We start from the raw sequence: 23,188 nt of genomic DNA on the forward strand, positions 1-23,188 counted from the left end.
GAATTTTGACAGCGGCCGATGTTGTTCGCAACACCACCAACCGCATGAGAGGAATAATACAAGGTCGGATTAGCGCGTGAGCGCGTAATCCGACAACATTGTTGGCAACAACGGTTGGAGCGCTCAGCCCAGCACCAGCCGCCCCGCCAGCAGCATGAACACGGTCGGCAGCACGAACTTGCCATACGGCGAAGGCTTGCCGCGCAAACGCTGCGCCAGGCGTGCGGCCAGCATGGCGTAGACGGCGTCGAACAGCAGGCCGACCAGCACCAGGGCGGCGCCCAGGCGCAGGTATTGCAGGCCCATGCTGTCGCCATTGGTGAGGACGAATTGCGGCAGGAACATGCTGCAAAACAGCAGCGCCTTGGGATTGAGCAAATTGGTCAGGAAGCCGCGCACGAAACTGGCGCGCGCGCTGTGCGTGGTGGCGGGCGCTACCGTCTCCTCTGCGGCGCGCCTGGACAGCGCCGCCTGCAGCAGCCGCGCCGCCAGGTAGAACAGATAGGCGGCGCCGGCCCATTTGACCCACCGCAACGCTTCCGGATGCGTGACCATCAGCGCCGCCAGCCCGGCGCCGGACAGGGCCACGTGCATGGCGCGCGCGCCGGCGATGCCCAGCGCCGTCACCAGGGCCGTGGCCACGCCGCGCGCCGCGCCGGTCGCCAGCACCAGCGCCATGTCGGGCCCGGGCAATAAAAACGCGCCGGCCAGTGCCAGCAGGTACATCAAAAAGGTAGAATCGGACATGGTGGCGGCAGGCAATCAGGTGAACAGGGAAGTGGCAGCGGCAGCGGTGTGCGCACGGCCTTATTATGTTCTTGCCCAATTGAAATGTGCTTGCTATTGCTGCCTGCCATGTTCTAGTATCTGGGTAGATTCCACCCGTAATAAAACAATAAATAGATGAAAATTTCAGAAGTAAGCCTGGATGCCACGGATTTGCAGATACTCAGGCTGTTGCAGGAAGAAGGACGGTTGTCGAATGCGCGCTTGGCCGATCGCCTGAAGCTCAGTGAAACGCCGGTCTGGCGCCGCTTGCGCCGGCTGGAAGAAGAGGGTTTCATTACCGGCTACCAGGCGCTGCTCAACCGCAAGAAGCTGGGCATCGGCCTGGTGGCGTTCGTGCGCATCGTGTTTGCCAACCATGGCAATGAACAGCCGTCGCAGTTCGAGCAGGCGATCGCCTCCATTCCTGAAATTTTATCGTGCCACAATGTGGCGGGTGAAGCCGATTATTTCCTGCAAGTGGTGGCGCGCGACCTGGAAGCGTATGGTGAGTTCGTCTCCAACGTCTTGCGCCGCCTGCCCGGCGTGGCGGAAATCCAGTCCAGCCTGTCGATGCGCGAGATCAAGTCGTCGAACCGGCTGCCCTTGCCGCTGGCCTGAGGCCTGTCCAATATAGTGAGTACCGCCATGCCCGATACCTTGTCACCGTTGTTTCCTGCCTTGCTGCCGAACCGGCAAGGCATGCTGGCCGTCGATGCGCTGCACACCATTTACTGGGAAGAGTGCGGCAACCCGGACGGTATTCCCGTGCTGTTTTTGCATGGCGGCCCGGGCGCCGGCCTGTCGCCGCAGCACCGCCGCTTTTTCGACCCGCAGCGCTACCGCGTGATCCTGTTCGACCAGCGCGGCGCCGGCAAGTCGACCCCGCTGGGCGAGTGGCGCAACAACACCACGCAGCTGCTGATCGACGACATCGAACAGCTGCGCGCCCAGTTCGGCATCCAGCAATGGCTGGTCTTCGGCGGTTCCTGGGGTTCCACGCTGGCCCTCGCTTACGGCGAAGCCCATCCCGAGGCTTGCCTCGGTTTCGTGCTGCGCGGTATCTTCCTGTGCACGCAGGCCGAGATCGACTGGTTCATCGAAGGCGTGCGCTGGTTTTATCCGGAACTGTACGAAGAATTTGCCGCCCCGATTCCCGAGGACGAGCGCGGCGACCTGCTGGCCGCCTACGTGAAACGCATCCTCAGCGCCGACCCGGCCGTATATTGGCCGGCCGCGCGCGCCTGGAGCCGCTTCGAAGGACGCCGCGTCTACCTGATGCCGCAACCGGAGGATAGCCCCAACGATGCGCTGGACCTGGGCGTGGGCCGGCTCGAGTCGCACTATATGGCCAACCTGGGCTTCCTGGAGGAAGACCAGCTGATCCGGCAATTGCAGCGCATCGCGCATTTGCCGGCGGTTATCGTGCAAGGGCGCTACGACGCCATCTGCCCGCCACTGTCGGCGTACCGGCTGCACCAGGCCTGGCCCGGTTCGCAGCTGCAGATGATCCCGGACGCGGGCCATGGCGCGCTGGAACGGGGCATCGCCTCGGCGCTGGTGAACGCCACGCAACGTTTCCAGCCGGGCCGCGGCTTCGTCTAGCCCTGCGGGCGTGGCAGCCTACCGTTGCAGCGCCCGCGCCTGCTACACTAGCGCCTGTGCCGGCACCGGCGTCGGTGGCAGCCTGAACCATTACCTTTATCCATGAACATACAGATCGGCGACATTGGCCACATCATCCAGCTGGCGATTGCGCCTGTATTCCTGCTGACCGGCATCGGCACCATGCTGGTGGTGCTGACCAACCGCCTGGGCCGCATCATCGACCGCACGCGGGTGCTGGAAGACCGGCTCGATATTGGCTATAACGACTTTTACATGGATGAGCTCGATACCCTGTACCGGCGCACCCATCTGATCAATTATTCGATTTCCCTCAGCACGGCATGCGGTTTCTTCGTCTGCGTCATTATCGCCATGCTGTTTTTGGGCGATATTCTGAACCTGACCCTCGATAAATACATCGCCGTGTTTTTCGTGCTGGCCGTGATCTGCCTGATCGGCTGTTTCACTTACCTGCTGCGCGAGATTTATCTTGCCGCCACCGCCCAGCGCATCCGGCGCCATATCCGTCCGCCACGTTAAGCGGCCTGCGCCGGTTTTTACCCTTATTTTGAATTGAGTCTGAGCATGCACGATTACCAACGCCCCCCCACACTGCACCGCTACGGCCAGCGCAGTGAACTCGAACTGGCGCTGAGCCTGGGCCAGTTCCGCCTGACCCCGGCCGGCAACTGCCTCACCTTGAGTTTTTCGCAAGTGTGGGACAAGAAACTGTTCGACCTGTTCGCGCCGGCCGACAGCTGCCTGATCATCCATAACACGGAAGAGTTCGGCGAACGCCTGCACCGCGCCGTGCAGCGCACCCTGCCCAGCTGGGCAGGCATCGACGGCCTGGTCGAATACGGCCAGCGCGCCGCGCTGGGCGCCGCATTTACCAAGACGCGCGAAGAGGCCGTCGAGCAGGAATGGCTGTTCGCCTGGCGCTCGATGCAGCCGCAGGCCAGCCTGAATCCGGTGACGGTCAAGCTGGGCAACCTGGAAAACTACGCCGAGCTCCGCGACCGCGACACGTATCTGGCCTGAGTTCGGCCTGATTCTTTATTTGGCGGCAGTGGGCGCCGGCTGGCTGTCGATGCGCGCCATCACGGCGCCCATCATGCGCTCGATATCGCCGCGTATCATGGTCGTGCCCAGCATGCCGGGCACATAGAAACCCGGCATCAGCCGGCTGGAAAAGACGATGCGCGTGCCGCCCGTTTCGGGCATGGGCGTCAAGGCCCAGCGCGATTCATAGTGGCGCATGTCGCCGGAAATCAGGTCGATGTCGATCGCCGTCATCGGCGTTTCCATCGCCCGCACCACCAGGTGGATCGGGTGGTTCATGAACAGGAAGCGGGCCATGCCCTGCTGCTCGATGATGACTTCATTGCCGTTGCGCGACAGCACGCGGCAGGAGCTGAGGTCGGGCACGAATTCGCTCATGCGCTCGTAGCCGGTCAGGGTCTTCCAGACCACGGCGGGCGCCGCCTGCACCACGGCATTCGCGTTGACTTCATACATGCGCTGGGCGTCGACCTCGATGCGCTTGACCTCGACCTTGAGGCGCGGCGTGTCCAGGCGCGGTGCCTGCGCCAGCGCCGGGGTGGACCAGGGCGCGGCGCACAGCAGCAGCAGGCTAAAAAATAATCGCATCATGCAAGCTAGCCTACGGGAAACTATCGCCCGGCACAAGCTGCGCGCGCCGCCAAGGTGCGCTTGCGTACATATTTAGAACCCCCGGTCTACAGAAAAGCGCTGCGCCCGCCGGCAATGCTTGCTACCGTACGCCTGCTGAACGTCGCCGCCGCACGTTGCATTTCACCGAGTATGCCATGACCGCCTATCCCCACCTGCTGGCCCCGCTCGACCTGGGCTTTACCACCTTGCGCAACCGCGTCATCATGGGGTCCATGCACACGGGCCTGGAAGACCGTTTTTATCACTACGGCAAGCTGGCCGCCTTCTACCGCGAACGGGCGCGCGGAGGCGTCGGGCTGATCGTCACGGGCGGCATTTCGCCGAACCGGCAAGGCTGGCTGCTGCCGTTCGGCGGCACCATGAATTTTCTCGGCGACGTATTCAATCACCGCAAGGTGACGCGCGCCGTGCACGAGGAGGGCGGCAAGATCGTCATGCAGATCCTGCATGCGGGCCGCTATGGCTACCAGCCGTTTGTCGTCTCCGCCTCGGCAAAAAAATCGCCGATCTCGCCATTCCGTCCGCGCGCGCTGACCAAACGCGGCATCGAGCGCACCATCGGCGCCTATGTGCGCTGCGCGCGCCTGGCGAAACAGGCCGGCTACGACGGCGTCGAGGTGATGGGCAGCGAAGGATATCTGCTGAACCAGTTTTTATGTGCGCGCACCAACTTGCGTAGCGACCGCTGGGGCGGCGATATCGCCAACCGCATGCGCCTGGCCGTCGAGATCGTGCGCCGCATCCGCGCCGCCGTCGGGCCGGACTTCATCATCATGTACCGCCATTCCCTGCTGGACCTGGTCGAAGGCGGCAATACCTGGGACGAGGTGGTGACGGTGGCCAAGGCGCTGGAACAGGCCGGCGTCACCATCCTCAACAGCGGCTACGGCTGGCATGAGGCGCGCGTGCCGACCATCGTCACCTCGGTGCCGCGCGCCGCCTTTGCCAGCGTGGCGGGCCGGTTGCGGCGCGAAGTGAGCATCCCCGTGGTGGCCTCGAACCGCATCAACATGCCGCAGGAAGCAAATGACATCCTGGCGCGCGGCGACTGCGACCTGGTGTCGATGGCGCGCCCCTTCCTGGCCGACCCGTACTTCGTGGCGAAGGCAGCGTCCGGGCGCAGCGATGAAATCAATACCTGCATAGCCTGCAACCAGGCTTGTCTCGACCATACGTTTGCGAACCAGCGCGCCAGCTGCCTGGTCAATCCGCGCGCCTGCCACGAGACGACACTGGTGTACGCCAAGAAAGCGCTGGCCAAGAAAGTGGCGGTGGTGGGCGCCGGCCCGGCCGGCCTGTCGGCCGCCACCGTAGCCGCCGAATGTGGCCACCAGGTGACCCTGTTCGACGCCAGTAGCAGCGTGGGCGGCCAGTTCAAGGTGGCCATGCAGATTCCCGGCAAGGAAGAATTCGCCGAAACCATCCGCTACTTTGAACGCCGGCTGGCGTTATTGAGCGTCGATGTGCGCCTGGGCCAGCGCGTCACGCGCGAGCAATTGCTGGCCGGCGGCTTTGACGAGGTGATCGTTGCCACCGGCATCAAGGTGCGCCTGCCTGGCATTACCGGCATCGACCACCCCAGCGTGCTGACGTACCTGGACGTGCTGCAGCACAAGGCCCCGGTCGGCAAGCGGGTGGCGGTGATCGGCGCCGGCGGCATCGGTTTTGATGTCAGCGAGTATTTGCTGCATGACCCGGCGCATCCACTGCCGCAGCCGGTGGCGGCCTGGGCCGGCGAGTGGGGCGTGGATCTGAACGCGGCCACCGGCGGCGGGCTGGTGCCGGCGCTGGCGGCACAACCCGTGCGGCAGCTGTTCCTGCTGCAGCGCAAGGCCAGCAAGGTGGGTGCGGGCCTGGGCAAGACCTCGGGCTGGGTACACCGCGCGGCGCTGGCGCGCAACGGCGTGTCGATGCTGGCGGGCGTGACGTATGACAGGATCGACGACCAGGGCCTGCACATCACGGTCGGTGGCGTGCAGCGCTTGCTGGCGGTCGACAATGTGATCATCTGTGCGGGGCAGGACAGCCTGACGGAACTGATGCCGGCGCCGGAAGCGAAGGGCGGCCCGCGCTTTCATGCGATCGGCGGCGCCGCGCTGGCGGCCGAGCTGGACGCCAAGCGGGCGATACGGGAAGGGGCGGAATTGGCCGCCAGATTGTAAAAACAGCGTATGCGGGACAATATCAATGTCCCTTTTTCTCGCTATCAAAACTGTGCAGCACATGGTCGATCATGCCGTTGGCCAGTTCGTGCTCGCCGATAAATACCTTGCCGGCGTTTTCCGCGCGCAGCAGTTCGGCTTCTTCCTCGCTGTGGGTACGCACCACCGTCAGGATGGCCGGGTTCAGCGCGCGTGCCGTTTCGATCATGGCGCGCACGTGGAAGGTGTCCGGCGTGGCGATCACCAGCATGGTGGCGTGCGTGATATGGGCCTGGATCAGCACGGCGGGTTCGCCCGCGTTGCCGGCCACGGCGGGGATGCCGTCCTTGCGCAGCTGGTCGACGATCTCGCGGTTTTCTTCTGCCACCACGAAGTGGATGCCGCGTTCCATCAGGGCGGCGGCGATGCGGCGGCCCACGCGGCCGTAGCCGACCAGCACGATCTGGCCATGCAGTTTTTCCTGCGGCACCGTCATCGGCAGTTCGGCCAGCGGGTCATTCGTGCGCTCGAACTTGCGGGCGAAATCGCTGTTGCCGATTACGCGCAGCAGCGGCTTGGCCATGCTGAACACCACCGGGTTGAGGGCGATCGATAAAATCGCGCCGGCCAGGATCAGGCTTTGCCCTTCCTGCGGCATCAGGCCCAGCGACAGGCCCAGCGCGGCCAGAATGAACGAGAACTCACCGATCTGCGCCAGGCTGGCCGAGACGATAATCGCGGTCTTCGGCGGATAGCGCAGCGCCATCACCAGCAAGAAGGCGGCGATCGACTTGCCGAAGATAATGATGGCGCACACGGCCAGCACCTGCAGCGGTTTTTCGACCAGGATATTCGGCTCGAACAGCATGCCGACCGAGACGAAAAACAGCACCGCGAACGCGTCGCGCAGCGGCAGCGATTCTTCGGCGGCGCGGTGGCTCAGTTCCGATTCACGCAGCACCATGCCGGCAAAGAAGGCGCCCAGCGCGAACGACACGCCGAACAGCTTGGTCGAGGCGTAGGCGATGCCGACGGCCGCCGCGATCACGCACAGGGTGAACAGTTCGCGCGAACCGGTGCGCGCCACCTGCCACAAGATCCACGGGAACAGTTTGCGGCCGACCACCAGCATGAAGGCGATAAAGCCGGCTACCTGGCCCAGGGTGATGGCCAGGGTGCGCCACAGGCTGACTTCTTCCGAACCGGGCGCGACGGTGCCGCCCAAAGTCCCCGCAAATGCCGGCAGCAGCACCAGCACCAGCACGGTGACCAGGTCTTCCACCACCAGCCAGCCGACGGCGATGCGTCCGTTGAGGGAGTCGAGAATGCCCCGCTCCTCCAGCGCGCGCAGCAGCACCACGGTACTGGCCACCGACAGCGCCAGGCCGAAGATCAGGCCGCCGCCAAGGCTCCAGCCCCACCAGTGGGCCAGGCCCATGCCCATCGCCGTGGCGACGGCGATCTGCAGGATGGCGCCCGGCAGGGCGATCTTGCGCACATCCCATAAATCCTCGATGGAAAAATGCAGGCCGACTCCGAACATCATCAGCATCACCCCGATCTCCGCCAATTGCCCGGCGATTTCCGCATCGGCCACGAAACCCGGCGTGGCCGGTCCGATGACGATGCCGGCGGCCAGGTAGCCGACCAAAGCAGGCAGCTTCAGGCGGGCGGCGATAAAGCCAAAAACGAGGCCAACCCCGAGGGCGGCGGCAATGGTGGTGATCAGACTGATGTCGTGGGGCATGCGTTATGGGTTCCTTACAGGAAAAGGATGAAAAAAGATGTTGCTCAGCGGGTAAGTATAAACGCAAGAAAGCTTCAACTGGAAACTTTCCTGGCGCTTTTTTGCAAAAAACTTGTGCTGCATCTTCGCCCAGGTGGCCGCGAACGCACACCCATCCACCTGGAACTGCGCCCAATTTCGTCGATCAGGCTTTTTGAACCGACTTTCGCTCAGACCTTTTTGACGACCACGCAGCCGATCGAATAGCCGGCGCCGAACGAGCAGATCACGCCCAGGGCACCCGTTTCCAGGTCGTCTTGATGTTTATGGAAGGCAATAATCGAGCCGGCCGACGAGGTATTGGCATAGGTGTCGAGGATCACCGGCGCTTCGCCCGGCTCGGCGTCGCGGCCCAGGATCAGGCGCGCGATCAGCAGATTCATGTTCAGGTTGGCCTGGTGCAGCCAGTAGCGGCGCACTTGCGGCACCTCGACGCCGGCCTTGGCCAGGGTGGCCTTGATCATCTCGGCGGCCATCGGGCATACTTCCTTGAACACTTTGCGGCCCTGCTGGCGGAACAGTTTGTCGGCCTGGCCCACGCCGGACTCGTCAAAACGGTTCAGAAAGCCGAAGTTGTTGCGAATCGCATTCGAAAAACGGGTTTTCAGTTCGGTGCCGATAATCTCGAACTGGTGTTCCGACACGGCCGTCTCTTTCGCTTCGACCACGATGGCGGTGCAGGCGTCGCCAAAAATGAAGTGGCTGTCGCGGTCGCGCCAGTTCAGGTGGCCGCTGGTGATTTCAGGATTCAAGACCAGCACGGCGCGCGCCTGGCCGCTTTGCACGGCGGCCACCGCCTGCTGGATACCGAAGGTGGCCGACGAGCACGCCACGTTCATGTCGAAGCCATAGCCGTCGATCTCCAGGGCATCCTGTACTTCGACCGCCAGCGCCGGGTAGGCGCGCTGCATATTGCTGCAGGCCACCAGCACCATGTCGATCTCGGCGGCGGTGCGACCGGCGCGCGCCAGCGCATCGCGCGCGGCGGCCACGGCCATTTCTGCCTGGATGGAAATCTCCTCATCGGCGCGCTCGGGAATGCGCGACACCATGCGCGCCGGATCGAGGATGCCTTCTTTTTCCATCACATAGCGCGACTTGATGCCGGACGCCTTTTCGATGAATGCCACGCTCGACAAGTCCAGCGCCGTCGCGGTGCCGGCGGCGATCGCCTCGGCGTTGTCGGCATTGGCTTTTTCCGCATAGGCATTGAAGCAGGCGACCAGCTCTTCGTTGGAGATCGAAAATGGCGGCGTGTACAGGCCGGTACCGCTGATGACGACTTGTTTCATGGGGTAGCTTTCAAATTGGGCAATCGGCGCGATGCCGACAAGTGAAGCAAATTCTACACAAACAGGGTCGGCTTGAGAGAGTTTCGTTGCGGGGAAGGGCGGGATAGTTTGCGCAAGGCGGCGCAAGGTGGGATGAAAAGAACAAAGGCAGGGGGCTGGCCCTGCCTTTGTTTGTAAATTATTTCTTCTGGTCTTTTTTCACATCGGCCTGCACCACCACCGGTTCCGCCTTGGCCAGTTGCACCGGCAAGCCTTTCAGGTGATTGAGCGCCTGGGTCAATTGAAAATCGTCCTTGCTGCCAAATTCCAGCGGCTTGCGGTTCTTTTCCAGCGCCATGATGCGCAACTGTTCTTCCATCTCGTCGTTGACGGGAGCGGCCTTGGCGCTTTCCTTGTCGCGGTCGTTGCTCAAATGCTTCTGCAGGTCCGCTTCGCGCATGCGCAGGCTGTTCAGGCCGTCGCCTTCCGCCGTTTCATCGACCAGCAGGTCGGGCACGATGCCCCTGGCCTGGATCGAGCGGCCTTTCGGCGTGTAATAGCGGGCGGTGGTCAGCTTGACGGCGGTGTCGGCCGTCAACTGGCGGATGGTCTGCACCGAGCCCTTGCCGAAGGTCTGGGTGCCGATAATGGTGGCGCGCTTGTAGTCCTGCAGGGCACCGGCGACGATTTCCGAGGCCGAGGCCGAGCCCGTGTTGACCAGCACCACCAGCGGCACGTTTTTCACGGCAGCCGGCAATTTGGCCAGCGCATCGCCGTCCGAGCGGAACGCATAGTATTCAGGGCGGCCATAAAACACCTGCTTCGATTCGGCCACCTGGCCATTGGTCGAAACGATGGCCGCATCCTTGGGCAGGAACGCCGCCGAGACGCCGATCGCGCCCTGCAGCACGCCGCCCGGATCGTTGCGCAGGTCCAGCACCATGCCCTTGATGTTGGGGTCCTGCTGGTACAGGGTGGTGATCTGCGCCGCCAGGTCGTCCACGGTCGGCTCCTGGAACTGCGACACGCGCAGCCAGGCGTAGCCCGGCTCGACCATTTTCGACTTGACGCTCTTCTGGTGGATTTCTTCGCGCGTGATGGTAAACGACAGCGGCTGCGCTTCGTCCTGGCGGGCGATGGTCAGCGTGACCTTGGTGCCGGGCTCGCCGCGCATGCGCTTGACGCTGTCTTCCAGGCTGACGCCTTTCACGGGCTGGCCGTCGAGGCGCGTGATCAGGTCGCCGGCCTTGATGCCGGCGCGAAAGGCCGGCGAATCCTCGATCGGCGAGACGATGCGGATATAGCCTTCGTCGCTGGGGCCGATTTCAATTCCCAGGCCGACAAACTTGCCTTCCGAGCCTTCGCGCAGCTCGGCGTAGGCTTTTTTATCGAGGTAGGCCGAATGGGGGTCGAGCGAGGCGACCATGCCGGAAATGGCTTCCGTCAGCAGTTTCTTGTCTTCCACGGGTTCCACGTAATCGGACTTGATCAGGCCGAACACATCGGCCAGCTGGCGCAATTCCTCGAGCGGCAAGGCCGGCTCGACGCTTTTTTGCGCCATTGCCGAAAACTGCAGCGAGACGGCGATGCCGGCCACCACGCCCAGGCCGATCAAGCCGGTATTTTTGAGTTTGCCCATGAATTTGCGCCTTCGTCCGATGCGTTGCTGCGGCGCCAGTCCCCATGGAGCGGCGCCTGTTTGAAAGTATAGTCCTGAATCACCTCTGGCGCAGGAGGCGCGCAGGCGATCACCAGTGTAGGCGCAAAAAACGCCGCGCAGGCTTGCCAAATGTAGCGATTATGTACAGTCGTGTAGCGATACTCTTGAGGGGAGTAAGCATTTGTAAGAGTCGAAAAAAAGGGTGGCCGGCCGCCCTATAGTCAATCCGCATTCTCGACACGAAGTGGTTTGCCTGCGTCTTCGGACGCAGGCTTTTTTTTATCCGGAGCATCCAACGTGACAACCTTGACAAGCTTGATGAAACTGCCCTCCCTGCGCCTTTGCGCCGCCCTCGTGCTCGGCACGGCGGCCGCCACCGCCTCGGCCGTGCCGATCGCCGAGATGCGCTTGCAGGACCTGCTGCCGATGGCGCCCGATTTCAAGAGCGAATTGAAGCTCAATCCCAACCAGCAGATCCTGTGGCAGCAGGTGGAGAACAAAACCCGGCAGTTGCTGCGCGAGCGCCAGTCGCGCCGCGAACGCCTGCAGGCCGGCGTGCAGCAGGCGCTGGCCTCACCCAAGCTGGAACTGCGCGAGCTGGTCGGCGGCATAGACAATGAAAGCACCGTCAGCCTGGCCGAAGAAAAGCAGGTACGCGAATGGTGGCTGAGCGTCAACGATGCGCTCGACGAACGCCAGCGCCAGGCCGTGGCCGTGTTTATCTCCGGCCAGATGGCGCGCGTGATGGATGGCGGCGCGCCGCATGGCGAATCGCGCGGCCGCGAAGGCGGCGAACCGGGCGGGCGCAAGGGCGGTGGCAAAGGGGGCATGGGCGGCATGGGAGTGGGCATGGGCAGCGGCGGCGCCAGCATGAATTTCCCGGGGAATTAACGCCTGGGGCAACATCAGGGATGGTCAAGCCAGGCCTTCGCGTGCTACATTCGTTGACGCGCCCGGCGCGCGGGCTATCCGCCCGTTCTTTCTGACCAGCCCCATAAGGACTTTCGTGAACCGATATCTCTTGAGCAGCCTGACCCTGACCCTGTTGGCTGCGTTCGCGCACGCCGCCGAACCCGCCACCCCGGCCGCTGCGGCCACCCCCGTTTCCGGCATCGACGTGCAATACATCGACCCCGCCGTGCGCGTGCAGGATGACTTCTTTACCCATTTGAACGGCAAGTGGCTGGCGACGGCGGAAATTCCGGCCGACAAGTCGAGCTGGGGTTCGTTTGCCAAGCTGCGCGACGATACCACGCCGCAATTGCGCGGCATTATCGAAGCGACGCAGCAGGACAAGAACAAGAAGGCCGGTTCCGAGGCACAGAAGATCGGCGACCTGTACGCCAGCTATATGGATGAAGCCCGCCTCGATGCGCTGGGCGTGAAACCACTGGCAGGCGAGCTGAACCGCATCCGCTCGCTGCGCGACAAGAAGGGCGTGCCGGGCCTGATCGCGCACCTGAGCAAGACCGGCGTTGCGACGCCGTATGCGTTCTACGTGGGCCAGGACGCGCGCGAGTCGACCAAATACGCCGCCTATGTCAGCCAGAGCGGGCTGGGCATGCCGGACCGCGACTATTACCTGGAACCGAAGCAGGCGGAAGTGAAGGCCAAATACCAGGCGCACGTGGAAAAGATGCTGTCCATGGCCGGCGACAAGAATGCCGCGGCGCGCGCCAAGGCCGTGGTGGCCCTGGAAACTTCGCTGGCCGAAGTGCAGTGGACCAAGGTCGAGAACCGCGACCCGGTCAAGCGCTACAACAAGACGGCCATCGCCAAGCTCAATGAGCTGACGCCAGGCTACGACCTGAAAAGCGGCCTGGCCGCCGCCGGCATCGCCAACAAGGTCGACTATGTGATCGTCAACCAGCCGAGCTACCTGGCCGGCTACAGCAAGGTACTGGCTGCCGCCGAGCTCGATACCGTGAAAGCCTATTTCGAGTGGCAGTTGCTGCGCGCCTATGCGCCCTACCTGTCGAAAAACTTTGTCGATACCAGCTTTGATTTCTACGGCACCGTGCTGAGCGGCGTGAAGGAAAACCAGCCGCGCTGGAAGCGTGGCGTGGGCGCCGTCGACAATGTGCTGGGCGAAGCCGTCGGCAAGCTGTACGTGGCGCAATACTTCCCGGCCGAGCGCAAGGAACACATGCAGGGCCTGGTGAAAAACGTGCTGGCCGCCTACAAGGAGAGCATCGACACCTTGGACTGGATGAGCCCGGAAACCAAGAAAGAAGCGCAAGCCAAGCTGGCCAAGTTCACGCCCAAAATCGCCTACCCGAACAAGTGGCGCGATTACTCGAAGCTGCAGATCGCGTCCGGCGACCTTGCCGGCAACATGATGCGCGCGGCGAATTTTGCCTCGGCACGCAATGTGGCCAAGCTGGGCAAGCCGATCGACCGCGAAGAGTGGGGCATGACGCCGCAAACGGTGAACGCCTATTACAGCTCGACCATGAACGAGATCGTCTTCCCGGCGTCGATCCTGCAGCCGCCGTTCTTTGACGCCAACGCCGACGACGCCGTCAACTATGGCGCCATCGGCGCCGTGATCGGCCATGAAATCAGCCACGGCTTCGACGACAAGGGCAGCCAGTCCGACGGCGACGGCAACCTGCGCGACTGGTGGACGGCCGAAGACCGCAAGAACTTCGCCGCCAAGACCGACGCGCTGACCAAGCAGTACGACGGCTACAGCCCATTGCCGGGCTATAACGTCAACGGCGCGCTGACCCTGGGCGAAAACATCGCGGATAACTCCGGCGTGGCGATCGCCTACAAGGCGTATAAAATTTCGTTGCAAGGCAAACCTGCGCCCGTGCTCGACGGCTTGACGGGCGACCAGCGCTTCTACATGGGCTTTGGCCAGGTATGGCGCAGCAAGATGCGCGAAGCGCAACAGATCGTGCAGATCAAGACCGACCCGCATTCGCCGGGCCAGTACCGCGCCAACGGCACCATGGTCAACCAGCCAGGCTTCTATGAAGCGTTCGGCGTGAAACCGGGCGACAAGATGTATGTAGCCCCGGAAAACCGCGTCATCATCTGGTAAACCGTACAGTTGCAGCAACAGAAAAGACCACCTCGCGTGGTCTTTTTTGCATTCCCCCGCAAAGTTTTTTATGCCCTTGCGGCCGGTATGCTACAGTCGAAAACCGGGCCAGAAGCCTAGGGCGTTCTGACCCTTATATTCCACACAATACAAGGACTACCGTGAATCGACATTTGTTAAGTGCATTGACCTTGAGTTTGCTGGCCGGCGTCGCCGGCATGGCCAACGCCGCCGAGACCAACAAGAAAGCCGCACCAGTCGCCGCCACCGCGCCTGCGGGCCTCGCTTCCGGCATCGCCATCGAATACATCGACCCGGCCGTGCGCGCCCAGGACGACCTGTTCCAGCACCTGAACGGCAAATGGCTGGCCGAGACCGTGATTCCCGCCGACAAGTCGAGCTGGGGCAGTTTCGCCAAGCTGGCCGATGACACGCAAACCCAGTTGCGCGGCATCGTCGAAGGCGCGGCCGCAGACAAGGCGCGCGCACCCGGTTCGAATGCACAAAAAATCGGCGATTTCTATAACAGCTTCATGGACGAAGCCAGGCTGGAAAGCCTGGGCCTGACCCCGCTCAACGCCGAACTGGCGAAGATCGCCGCGCTGCAGGATAAAAAAGAACTGCCGGCCGTGATCGCCCACTTCAGCAAACTGGGCGTGACCTCCCCGTACGACTTCGCCATCCACCAGGACGCCAAGGACTCGACCAAATACGTGGCCGACATCGTGCAAAGCGGCCTGGGCCTGCCGGACCGCGATTACTACCTGGAAGCGGCCAAGGCCGACACCCTGGCGAAATACACGGCCCACGTGGAAAAAATGCTGGGCCTGGCCGGCGACAAGAACGCTGCCGCCAACGCCAAGGCCATCGTGGCGCTGGAAACGGAACTGGCGCGCGTGCAATGGAGCAATGTCGAAAACCGCGATCCGGTGAAAGCCTATAACAAGGTGGAACTGGCGAAACTGGCGGAAGTGGCGCCTGGCTACGACTGGAACCGCTACCTGGCGGACACCGGCATCGCCGGCAAGGTCGGTTATGTGATCGTCAGCCAGCCCAGCTATCTGAAAGGTTTTACGGCGATTGCCGAGAAAACCCCGCTCGACACCTGGAAAGCGTATTTCCAGTGGCACTTGCTGCACGCTAACGCGGCCTATCTGCCAAAAGCCTATGTCGACGAAAACTTCGCGTTTTACGGCACCACCCTGACCGGCGTGACGGAAATGCGTCCGCGCTGGAAGCGTGGCGTGGGCGCCGTCGAAGGCGCGCTGGGCGAAGCCGTCGGCCAGCTGTACGTGGAACAATATTTTCCGGCCGACCGCAAGGTGCGCATGGAAGCGCTGGTGAAAAACCTGATGACGGCTTACAAGCAGAGCATCGACAAGCTCGATTGGATGAGCCCGGTTACCAAGAAACAGGCGCAGATCAAGCTGTCCAAGTTCACCACCAAGATCGGCTACCCGAACAAATGGCGCGACTACTCGAACCTGACGGTCACGCCCGATGATTTGATCGGCAATATCCAGCGTTCGCACCTGGTCAATTACAACCGCGAACTGAACAAGCTGGGCCAGCCGATCGACCGCGACGAGTGGGGCATGACGCCGCAAACCGTCAACGCCTATTACAACCCGGAAATGAACGAAATCGTCTTTCCGGCCGCCATCCTGCAAGCGCCGTTCTTTGACGCCAAGGCCGACGACGCCGTCAACTACGGCGCCATCGGCGGCGTGATCGGCCATGAAATCAGCCATGGCTTCGACGACCAGGGCGCCCAGTACGACGGCGACGGCAATCTGCGCGACTGGTGGACCAAGGCCGATCATAAAAACTTTGCCAAGAAGACCCAGCAGCTGGTCAAGCAGTACAACGGCTTCAGCCCGGTCGCAGGCCACCATGTGAATGGCGAGCTGACCCTGGGCGAAAACATCGCCGACAACTCCGGTGTGGCGATCGCTTACAAAGCCTATAAATTGTCGCTGAACGGCAAGAAAGCGCCTGTCATTGACGGTTTCACGGGTGAACAGCGCTTCTATGCGGGCTTTGCCCAGGTATGGCGCATGAAGATGCGTGAAGCGCAGCAACTGGTGTTGCTGAAAACCGACCCGCACTCGCCAGGCCAGTTCCGCGCCAACGGCACCATGAGCAACCAGCCGGGTTTCTACCAGGCCTTCGGCGTGAAACCGGGCGACAAGATGTATCTGCCACCGAAAGACCGCGTCATCATGTGGTAATGCCTGAAATGTAATATCCGAAGCCGCCCCGCTGTCAAAGCCGGGCGGCTTTTTTCATGGCGCGAATGTTTTGAAGCTACATATTTTTTTGGCAAGCTTGATGTTTAGCGGATTGACTTTGCATGTTGGAAAGTCTATACCTCGCACCAGCATGGCGCCGCATCGGGTGGCGCCGGCATGTTCTCTGCTCCAGGAGTCTATCTTGAACAACTTGTTGCGTACCAGCCAGGCGCGCTTTACCGCCTTGTTCAGCCTGATTTTCCTGCTGTTGCTGGGATTGACCCTGGCAGTGATACACTTTTTTGTGACCCCCGACCTGAAACGCACCGAGTCACTGGTGGTCGCTTCCAGCGTCAATGCGATTGCCACCCGCATCGGCGAGCAATTGCGCCAGGTCGAGGCGCAGTCGCGCAGCATCACCCAGACCATCCCGCTGGTTGACAGCGCCACCATCGATGTCGTGCTGCCCGGCCTGGTCGACCAGTATTCCGACCCGAACGTGTTTGGCGGCGGCATCTGGCCCCTGCCGAACCAGCGCGAGCCGGGGCGCGAAAAATTCTCCACCTTTGTCGCGCGTGACAGCGCCAACAAGCTGGTCTTCAATACGCACTGGAATTCGCCGGAATCGCTGAAATATTTCGAGCAAAGCTGGTTCCTTGGCGGCCTCAAATCCCCGCGTGGCCATTGCACCTGGGCCAACGCCTACCAGGACGACGCCAGCCCGCAGCCGCGCACCAATTGCGCCATGCCGATCTACAAGGGTGACCAGCTGTTCGGCGTGTCGACCATCGACGTGACCCTGGGCTTTTTCAACCGCCTGGTGGCCGACATGGAGAAACAGTTGAACGGCCAGATCCTGATCGTCGAACGCGACGGCAAGATCGTCAGCAACAGCACCCATATCAAGAGCGATATCGTGCTGAAAAAAGTGGCGGACCTGGCCAGCGCTTCGCCGATGGCGGCCGAACTGGCGCGCCTGCTGCCGACCTTCGACAAACAGACCAGCATCGAGTCCGATTACGACAGCAACGGCGAAGCGCGCACCATGCTGGTCACGGCGATCCCCGGCAGCCCATGGCTGCTGGCCACCTCCTTGCCGACCAACACGCTGACCCAGCAAAGCCGGCGCATCCTGGGCAAGCTGGGCGCGGTGCAGATCCCGGTCGCCATCCTGCTGTTCGTCATGTGCGTCGGCGGCATCCGCGTGTTCATGAAACGCTTGACCGGCCTGAAGGACAATATCGACGCCCTGTCCGCCGGTGACGCCGACTTGAGCCGCCGCCTGCCGGCCGGCGGCGGCAGCGAGTTCGACGCCGTCGCCACCAGTTTCAACGGTTTTATCGCCCGCCTGCAGACCATGATCGGCGAAATCGGCCGCAGCACCGGTTCGATCGCGCTGGCCTCGCGCGAGATCGCCAGCGGCAACCAGGACTTGTCGAGCCGTACCGAAAGCCAGGCCAGCGCGCTGGAAGAAACCGCCTCGTCGATGGAGCAGCTGACCAGCACCGTCAAGCAGAACGTCAGCAGCGGCACCCAGGCCAACCGGCTGGCGCTGGACGCCTCCAAGGTGGCCGCGCAGGGCGGCGCGGTGGTGGCGCAAGTGGTGCAGACCATGGGCGCGATCGAAGCGTCGTCGAAGAAGATCGTCGATATCATCAGCGTCATCGACGGCATCGCCTTCCAGACCAATATCCTGGCGCTGAACGCGGCGGTCGAAGCAGCGCGCGCCGGCGAACAGGGCCGGGGCTTTGCCGTGGTCGCCTCGGAGGTGCGCAACCTGGCGCAGAGGTCTAGCCAGGCCGCCAAGGAAATCGGCGCCTTGATCGCCGAATCGGTGCATAACGTCGACGCCGGCAGCAAGCTGGTCGGCCAGGCCGGCGCCACCATGAGCGAGATCGTCGCCGGCACCGACAAGGTGGCCGCCATCCTCGGCGAAATCATGCTGGCCAGCCAGGAGCAGGATATCGGCATCGGCCAGGTCAACCAGGCCATCGCCCAGCTCGACGACGCCACCCAGCAAAACGCCGCCCTGGTCGAGCAGGCCGCCGCCGCCGCCCATTCGATGCAGGAGCAAGCCGGCAAGCTGGAGCAGATCGTTTCCGCCTTCAAGGTGTAGGGACGAAAAAAAACCACCGGCAAGTGCCGGTGGTTTCTGATGAAGCGGGAGTTATTTGGCTGGCGCTGGTGCAGGCTCTGCCGCTGGCGCCGTACCATCGGCGGCTGCCGCCGGCGCCGGCACTTCCGGCTCCTTGAACTTGCCGCCCGAGGCATTGGCCATATAGACCACGGCGCGCGCCACTTCCACATCGTCCAGGTCCGGATTGCCGCCCTTGGCCGGCATCGCGCGCAAGCCTTCGAGCGCGTGTTTCAGCACCGTGTCATAGCCTTGCGCCAGGCGCGCCGTCCAGGCGCCCGCGTCGCCAAACTTCGGCGCACCGGCCACGCCGGCACCATGGCAGGCGACGCAGGTGGAGGTATAGATCGCTTCGGCGCTTTGCAGCACTTTCGGCCCGCTGGCGTCCTTGAAGGTATAGCCGGCATTGGCCACCGGACTCAGGCGTTCGGCAATGGCTTCCGCCGACTGGCTGTCCGAACCGGCCCCGGTCAGCTTCTGGGCCGTGACGAATTGCACCAGCAGGATGATGCCGATGACGGTGACGAGGAAAAAGCCGGCTACGGCGGCTATCAGTTGTTTAGGCGTTTTGATCGCTGATTGTTGTTCGTTATGTGCGTCGCTCATGATGTCCTTAGTCCAGATTCGAAGCTGTGGGCCGTGTGTGTTGACATTTTTACATGCCTTGATGCAAACCTTTATAAAACCATCGATTATAGGCACAAAAATTGAGCAGTGACATGCAATTGCCAGCGATACGACAGTTTCCGTAGACGCAGGTAAAGAAAAACGGTATCCTTCGCTTCACTTCAGAAATTCCCCCTACGCGGCTGTAGCTCAGTGGATAGAGTATTGGCCTCCGAAGCCAAGGGTCGTGGGTTCGATCCCCGCCAGCCGCACCAGCATTCATGCGCCTTTCAAGCAGATTAGCGTAATGGAACTTAGCTTCGAATCGTTTTTGGGAAAAGTTTTGGGAAAAATCCCGTAGAAACCTTCCTGATTTTGCGTACGCGGAGACAGCCAATTTTTTCCTATACGTAGCTCCTACACTCTGGAGTTACGCCATGTCAAAAAAGCAAAACGGTCGCCTGGAAAAGCATATCTACGTTGAAGAGCGGAGCGGCTCGCTCCGCTTCAAGGTGGTTGTCCCTCCGTTCCAAGATTCTGCAACCTTCTCAACCATGGACGAGGGCGCGCGTTGGGCTCGTCGCCGACGAGTAGAACTCTTGGAAAGCAGAGCCTCCAACAAGGAACTGGCCTTGCCAGAACGGGTCCATGTTGTGTCGGCATCTTCCGGTTTCCCACATGTCCCCAAGGCTCCGCTTTCCATCAAACTGTCGGATGTGTTCGACTCTTATCAACAGAATGACCTTCCAAAGCTTACAGGCAAGGATGCAGAGGCATCGCGTCTGGAAAGGCTGCGAAAATGGTTTGGGGAGCGTACTGTCGATCAATTGGATGAGGCCCTCATCGACAAATGGAAGGCGAGCCGCCTTGCCGGCAAATTGGGCTCCGGACGCGATCCAAATCGTGCGGCTACCATGTCCACTTACGACGGTGCAAAGCCGCTTACAAAGCATCAGCGTTACGCGCGCAACAAGGCGGGGAAGGAAGTGCCAAGCCTGCCGATCTATCCTGTCAGCACCCAAACCGCCCGGCATGAGCTGAACCTGCTACGTCGGTCGGTGACGAAATACTTAAATAAAGAAAACCGTTGGCCTATCTATGGGGCTTGGTGGCAAGCCCATTCCTTGATGCGGATGCAGCTTCCAGACTCGGCAGAACCCCGCAATCGGCGCGTATCGGATGATGAATTGCTGAAAGTGTTTAACAGTATCGAGGACATGACCTTGAAGTCGGCCATTCTGTTTTCGATACTGACGTCATTGCGTCGTGGTGAAATCGTATCGTTGCAATGGGAAGATGTCGACTTCCAGAGGATGGTGGTACGCCTGAGAAAGCCTGGATTCCTTACCAAGACGAAGGTTCATGCGAGAGAGGTTCCGCTACTGCCTGGTGCTGTAAAGCTTCTGCAAGACCTGATCCCCAAAAAAAGTGGTCCTATCTTTCCCATGCCCGCAACTGACCTTAGTCATGGCTGGCGCAATGCGGCGGACAAGGCGGAAATTTATGATGCCCGGCTCCATGATTGCCGGCGCGAAGCGATTAGTCGACTTGTAGAGACATGCCAGTTGAGGATGCATGAAGTCGTTTTGTTTTCCGGGCATTCTGACATGCGTACGTTGGAAAAGCATTATCTGCGTTTGGACTCAGGACGGATGGCGGCGCGGCTGGCAGAAAATCCGGATGCGATCAATATGGCGCCTTCCCTGTAACGCACATCACGAGTTTTCTTCCTATACTGCAATTTGGGGAGAAAATATGTATCTGACAAAGAGGGAAGTCGCCGAAGTGCTGCGTATTTCCGTTCGTACCATCACGACGTACATGCAGCAAGGCGCGATTCCCAATCCGAAAAAGATCGGGGGGATTTTGCTCTGGGAGGAGGAGGAACTGCACCGACGTATCAAGCATGCTTCTCCCTGTGTAGTCGAGCCAAAGTGCATCAAGCGTGGTCGCCCACGAAAAGTGCAGTTTGCATAATCTTGAGAGCCGGTGGCCAGCCTTTCCAATGCCCCCACTGGCGGCCGTCCTTAGCCTCCGCATCGAGCGCGACTGACAGCGGACGTGCTCGCCTGGATTGACACCGGCTAATACCTCGCCCCGGATCGAGTGGATCGCGCGGCCCGCCAAGGGGCCACGAGCCGCACACACGAATCGGCCGTCATCGTTTTGTGAGCCTCTTACATAACTCCCTTATTTCACAGGCAGTTTTCGCAAACTTTGGTTTCTCGTCTCTTTTTATCTTCCAGCAAAGCGGTATACGCATCAGAGCACTGCAACACTGCCTCACATCGAGGCAGTGGTAGTAGCCGACGAGGAGCTAAAAAATGAAGAAACTTGAAGTCAGCTGTGTCCATGCCTGCTGGAAACACCCCATCAACAAAGCCTGCCGCCGGGCGAAGCTGTGGACTTTTGACCACCTTGGCGTGAGTGCCACTGACGGTGACCGCGCATGAGCCGCCGTCAGCCCTTCGAACCCATCGGCTATGCGTTGAAGTTGTCGAATTCGGGCAACTACGCTACTTTGGACAGCCTTTTTTTCGAATGGAACGGCAAACACTGGGAAATCGTCAGCGACATTAATGCCATGAAGATGGCGCTGCGCTGGATCGAGGACAGTGAACTTGGCAACGCTAGCGCAGCTAATGCCAGGGCAGCACATCAAACTGCACTAATTCGGCTTCCGACTCTCAAAGAGTCTGCTCACGTTAGCATCATCCCCGTGGCTAACGGCTATCTGCATCTCGACGGTCGTCCAGTGCTGAAACCACATGACAAGGAACTTGGACTCCGTCATACCCTTGCGTGCGATTACTCGCCCACCACGCCGACACCGAAAATGTTTGAGAATTTGCTCACGCGCGTGCTACCGGACCCAGCCGTACGTGACAGAGTCCAGGAATACATTGGTTACACTTTGCTGCCCGACGCCCGTTTTCAACTCGCCCAGATTTGGATCGGTACTGGGGCGAATGGCAAAGGGACGCTGGCGAACATTGTACAAGCTCTTCACGGTCGCGCTGTCGCAGCGTCTCCCAGCAAGTTGGATGGATTCCAAGCGTCCGTAACGCTTGGTGCGTCGCTCATTTACTGCGACGAAGCGCCTCCGCAAAACTGGTGTGAACAGACGATCAAATCGATGATCGCCGGTGAAACAGTCCAGATCGACCGCAAGTATCTGAGCCCCATCACGATACGCGTTACTGGCAAGTGGCTCATTCTTGCGAACCATGTCCCTGCAGTAAAGGATCAGTCGAACGGCTTCTGGCGGCGGTTCGACGTGGTTCCCTTCGGTGTGGAGATTCCAGCCAGCGAACGCGACCCAATGCTGGCCACTCATATCATCACGCACGAGTTGGCGGGGGTGTTGAATTGGGCGCTGGAGGGCCTCCAACGCCTGCTGCGGCGTGGAAGATTCGAGGCTGCCTTACCGCCTGCGATGACAGCGGCTACACATGCCGCTCGAACCGAGACGAACTCAGTGCACTGCTGGGTTAATGAAGCATCGATTGAACGTACTACGACCACGGACACATCTAAGTCAGCGGTTTACACGGCTTACGCGATCTGGTGCAAAGAAAACGGCATGTTGCCTGTCTCGTCTCCGAAGTTCTGGAAACGTGTGTCTGACTCGTTAGGGGAGATTGTCGAAAGCCGGGCAATCACGGGAGCTGGACGCATTCGGACGTGCAATATTCTTTTACCCTGACCATTCGGTCAACCGCGCTGGTCTGAAAAGCAGCCACTAAAACTGGCTGCTTTTCTTCGTGACCAGATTGACCAGGTCCTGTTCAAAATTAGCGCCACTTACTTCTACGTGCGCTGAGTGAGTTTAAAAGAGAGTTACATCTAAAACCCGGTCATCGCGGTCACTTGAAAAACTCCCCAAGGGCAAAGCGAATTTTGTGACCAAGTTGGCACCTGAATACTGGTCTCCACGCCATCGCGGTCTCAACCACAGGTAGCTGATCCTCACCTGTCAACTACGGAGTTAACCTGGAAAGCAGGAACGCTTATGTGCTGCTCGCTTGCAAGCAAGTGAAACAGCGTCAGAGCTGCTTGCGGAAGTGAACCCCCAACCAAGGCGGACGTGGTCCGCCGCATCTGAGTAAGCCGTCATTCGTTGACCTAGGGTATCGCTGTCCCTCAGACCGGGGAACATGCGGACTGAGGTGTACTGTCAATAGCGGACACTCTTGTTTCAAGCCACCCGCGGCTGTTTGCTGAATTTTTCAGCGAACAACG

At 61.0% G+C, this 23,188-nt stretch carries 20 protein-coding genes and 1 tRNA gene; 15 read left to right on the forward strand and 6 right to left on the reverse strand.

Annotated elements, in window-relative coordinates; translation table 11 throughout:
- Window positions 1-123: 123 nt before the first annotated feature.
- Entirely contained in the window at window positions 124-747 is a 624-nt protein-coding gene (locus tag ACP7B7_RS30345) for a LysE family translocator (protein ID WP_426079173.1), read from the reverse strand.
- 156 nt (window positions 748-903) lie between these two features.
- On the opposite strand from ACP7B7_RS30345, the gene ACP7B7_RS30350 reads away from it, so the two are divergent.
- The 4 genes from ACP7B7_RS30350 (at window position 904) to ACP7B7_RS30365 (ending at window position 3,414) form a co-directional block, all read left to right on the forward strand.
- On the forward strand, window positions 904-1,386 hold the full coding sequence (locus ACP7B7_RS30350) for an Lrp/AsnC family transcriptional regulator (RefSeq protein ID WP_426079174.1): 483 nt from the start codon (window positions 904-906) through the stop codon (window positions 1,384-1,386).
- Between the two features lie 27 nt (window positions 1,387-1,413).
- Window positions 1,414-2,370, forward strand: a complete 957-nt coding sequence (pip, locus tag ACP7B7_RS30355) for a prolyl aminopeptidase (protein ID WP_426079175.1) — start codon at window positions 1,414-1,416, stop codon at window positions 2,368-2,370.
- A 102-nt stretch (window positions 2,371-2,472) separates the two neighbouring features.
- The gene (locus ACP7B7_RS30360; protein ID WP_094442761.1) at window positions 2,473-2,913 is read left to right on the forward strand and encodes a DUF2721 domain-containing protein; all 441 of its coding nucleotides are present in this window, start codon (window positions 2,473-2,475) and stop codon (window positions 2,911-2,913) included.
- 45 nt (window positions 2,914-2,958) lie between these two features.
- Entirely contained in the window at window positions 2,959-3,414 is a 456-nt protein-coding gene (locus ACP7B7_RS30365) for a hypothetical protein (RefSeq protein WP_308923347.1), read from the forward strand.
- 15 nt (window positions 3,415-3,429) lie between these two features.
- Here the strand turns inward: ACP7B7_RS30365 and ACP7B7_RS30370 are convergent, their stop codons facing one another.
- A complete protein-coding gene (locus tag ACP7B7_RS30370; RefSeq protein ID WP_426079176.1) occupies window positions 3,430-4,026 on the reverse strand; it encodes an SRPBCC family protein in 597 nt (198 codons plus the stop codon).
- Window positions 4,027-4,202: 176 nt separating this feature from the next.
- Between ACP7B7_RS30370 and ACP7B7_RS30375 the strand changes: the two genes are divergently transcribed.
- Window positions 4,203-6,230: an FAD-dependent oxidoreductase gene (locus ACP7B7_RS30375; protein ID WP_426079177.1), complete on the forward strand. Its 2,028-nt coding sequence runs from the start codon at window positions 4,203-4,205 to the stop codon at window positions 6,228-6,230.
- Window positions 6,231-6,252: 22 nt separating this feature from the next.
- Here the strand turns inward: ACP7B7_RS30375 and ybaL are convergent, their stop codons facing one another.
- Window positions 6,253-7,956 (reverse strand): YbaL family putative K(+) efflux transporter, encoded by a 1,704-nt coding sequence (gene ybaL, locus ACP7B7_RS30380; RefSeq protein WP_308923350.1) that lies wholly within the window; start codon window positions 7,954-7,956, stop codon window positions 6,253-6,255.
- Between the two features lie 27 nt (window positions 7,957-7,983).
- Between ybaL and ACP7B7_RS30385 the strand changes: the two genes are divergently transcribed.
- Window positions 7,984-8,202 (forward strand): hypothetical protein, encoded by a 219-nt coding sequence (locus ACP7B7_RS30385; RefSeq protein WP_308923351.1) that lies wholly within the window; start codon window positions 7,984-7,986, stop codon window positions 8,200-8,202.
- Here ACP7B7_RS30385 and ACP7B7_RS30390 read toward each other — a convergent pair.
- On the reverse strand, window positions 8,166-9,287 hold the full coding sequence (locus tag ACP7B7_RS30390) for a beta-ketoacyl-ACP synthase III (protein WP_308923352.1): 1,122 nt from the start codon (window positions 9,285-9,287) through the stop codon (window positions 8,166-8,168). The two genes, ACP7B7_RS30385 and ACP7B7_RS30390, sit on opposite strands and share 37 nt — an antisense overlap.
- A gap of 178 nt (window positions 9,288-9,465) precedes the next feature.
- Window positions 9,466-10,905: a S41 family peptidase gene (locus ACP7B7_RS30395; RefSeq protein ID WP_426079178.1), complete on the reverse strand. Its 1,440-nt coding sequence runs from the start codon at window positions 10,903-10,905 to the stop codon at window positions 9,466-9,468.
- Window positions 10,906-11,244: 339 nt separating this feature from the next.
- On the opposite strand from ACP7B7_RS30395, the gene ACP7B7_RS30400 reads away from it, so the two are divergent.
- The 4 genes from ACP7B7_RS30400 to ACP7B7_RS30415 all read left to right on the forward strand — a co-directional run bounded on the left by ACP7B7_RS30400 (window position 11,245) and on the right by ACP7B7_RS30415 (window position 18,322).
- Window positions 11,245-11,817, forward strand: coding sequence for a hypothetical protein (locus tag ACP7B7_RS30400; RefSeq protein ID WP_426079179.1), 573 nt, complete (start codon window positions 11,245-11,247; stop codon window positions 11,815-11,817).
- A 115-nt stretch (window positions 11,818-11,932) separates the two neighbouring features.
- Window positions 11,933-13,975: a M13 family metallopeptidase gene (locus ACP7B7_RS30405; protein WP_426079180.1), complete on the forward strand. Its 2,043-nt coding sequence runs from the start codon at window positions 11,933-11,935 to the stop codon at window positions 13,973-13,975.
- Window positions 13,976-14,193: 218 nt separating this feature from the next.
- Complete coding sequence (locus tag ACP7B7_RS30410; protein ID WP_426079187.1) at window positions 14,194-16,206, forward strand: M13 family metallopeptidase; 2,013 nt, start codon at window positions 14,194-14,196, stop codon at window positions 16,204-16,206.
- A gap of 202 nt (window positions 16,207-16,408) precedes the next feature.
- A complete protein-coding gene (locus ACP7B7_RS30415; protein WP_426079181.1) occupies window positions 16,409-18,322 on the forward strand; it encodes a methyl-accepting chemotaxis protein in 1,914 nt (637 codons plus the stop codon).
- Between the two features lie 51 nt (window positions 18,323-18,373).
- Here the strand turns inward: ACP7B7_RS30415 and ACP7B7_RS30420 are convergent, their stop codons facing one another.
- Window positions 18,374-18,946: a c-type cytochrome gene (locus ACP7B7_RS30420; RefSeq protein WP_426079182.1), complete on the reverse strand. Its 573-nt coding sequence runs from the start codon at window positions 18,944-18,946 to the stop codon at window positions 18,374-18,376.
- Between the two features lie 199 nt (window positions 18,947-19,145).
- Here ACP7B7_RS30420 and ACP7B7_RS30425 point away from each other — a divergent pair.
- The 5 genes from ACP7B7_RS30425 (at window position 19,146) to ACP7B7_RS30445 (ending at window position 22,652) form a co-directional block, all read left to right on the forward strand.
- A tRNA-Arg gene (locus tag ACP7B7_RS30425) sits at window positions 19,146-19,221 on the forward strand.
- Window positions 19,222-19,383: 162 nt separating this feature from the next.
- The gene (locus ACP7B7_RS30430; protein WP_426079183.1) at window positions 19,384-20,655 is read left to right on the forward strand and encodes a site-specific integrase; all 1,272 of its coding nucleotides are present in this window, start codon (window positions 19,384-19,386) and stop codon (window positions 20,653-20,655) included.
- Window positions 20,656-20,701: 46 nt separating this feature from the next.
- Entirely contained in the window at window positions 20,702-20,923 is a 222-nt protein-coding gene (locus ACP7B7_RS30435) for a helix-turn-helix transcriptional regulator (protein WP_426079184.1), read from the forward strand.
- A 347-nt stretch (window positions 20,924-21,270) separates the two neighbouring features.
- A complete protein-coding gene (locus tag ACP7B7_RS30440) occupies window positions 21,271-21,399 on the forward strand; it encodes a hypothetical protein (RefSeq protein WP_426079185.1) in 129 nt (42 codons plus the stop codon).
- Window positions 21,396-22,652, forward strand: a complete 1,257-nt coding sequence (locus tag ACP7B7_RS30445) for a DNA primase family protein (RefSeq protein ID WP_426079186.1) — start codon at window positions 21,396-21,398, stop codon at window positions 22,650-22,652. The genes ACP7B7_RS30440 and ACP7B7_RS30445 overlap by 4 nt, the downstream gene beginning before the upstream one ends.
- Window positions 22,653-23,188: the final 536 nt, after the last annotated feature.

It is taken from the genome of Janthinobacterium sp. PSPC3-1 (assembly GCF_049896105.1).
Lineage (GTDB): Bacteria > Pseudomonadota > Gammaproteobacteria > Burkholderiales > Burkholderiaceae_D > Janthinobacterium.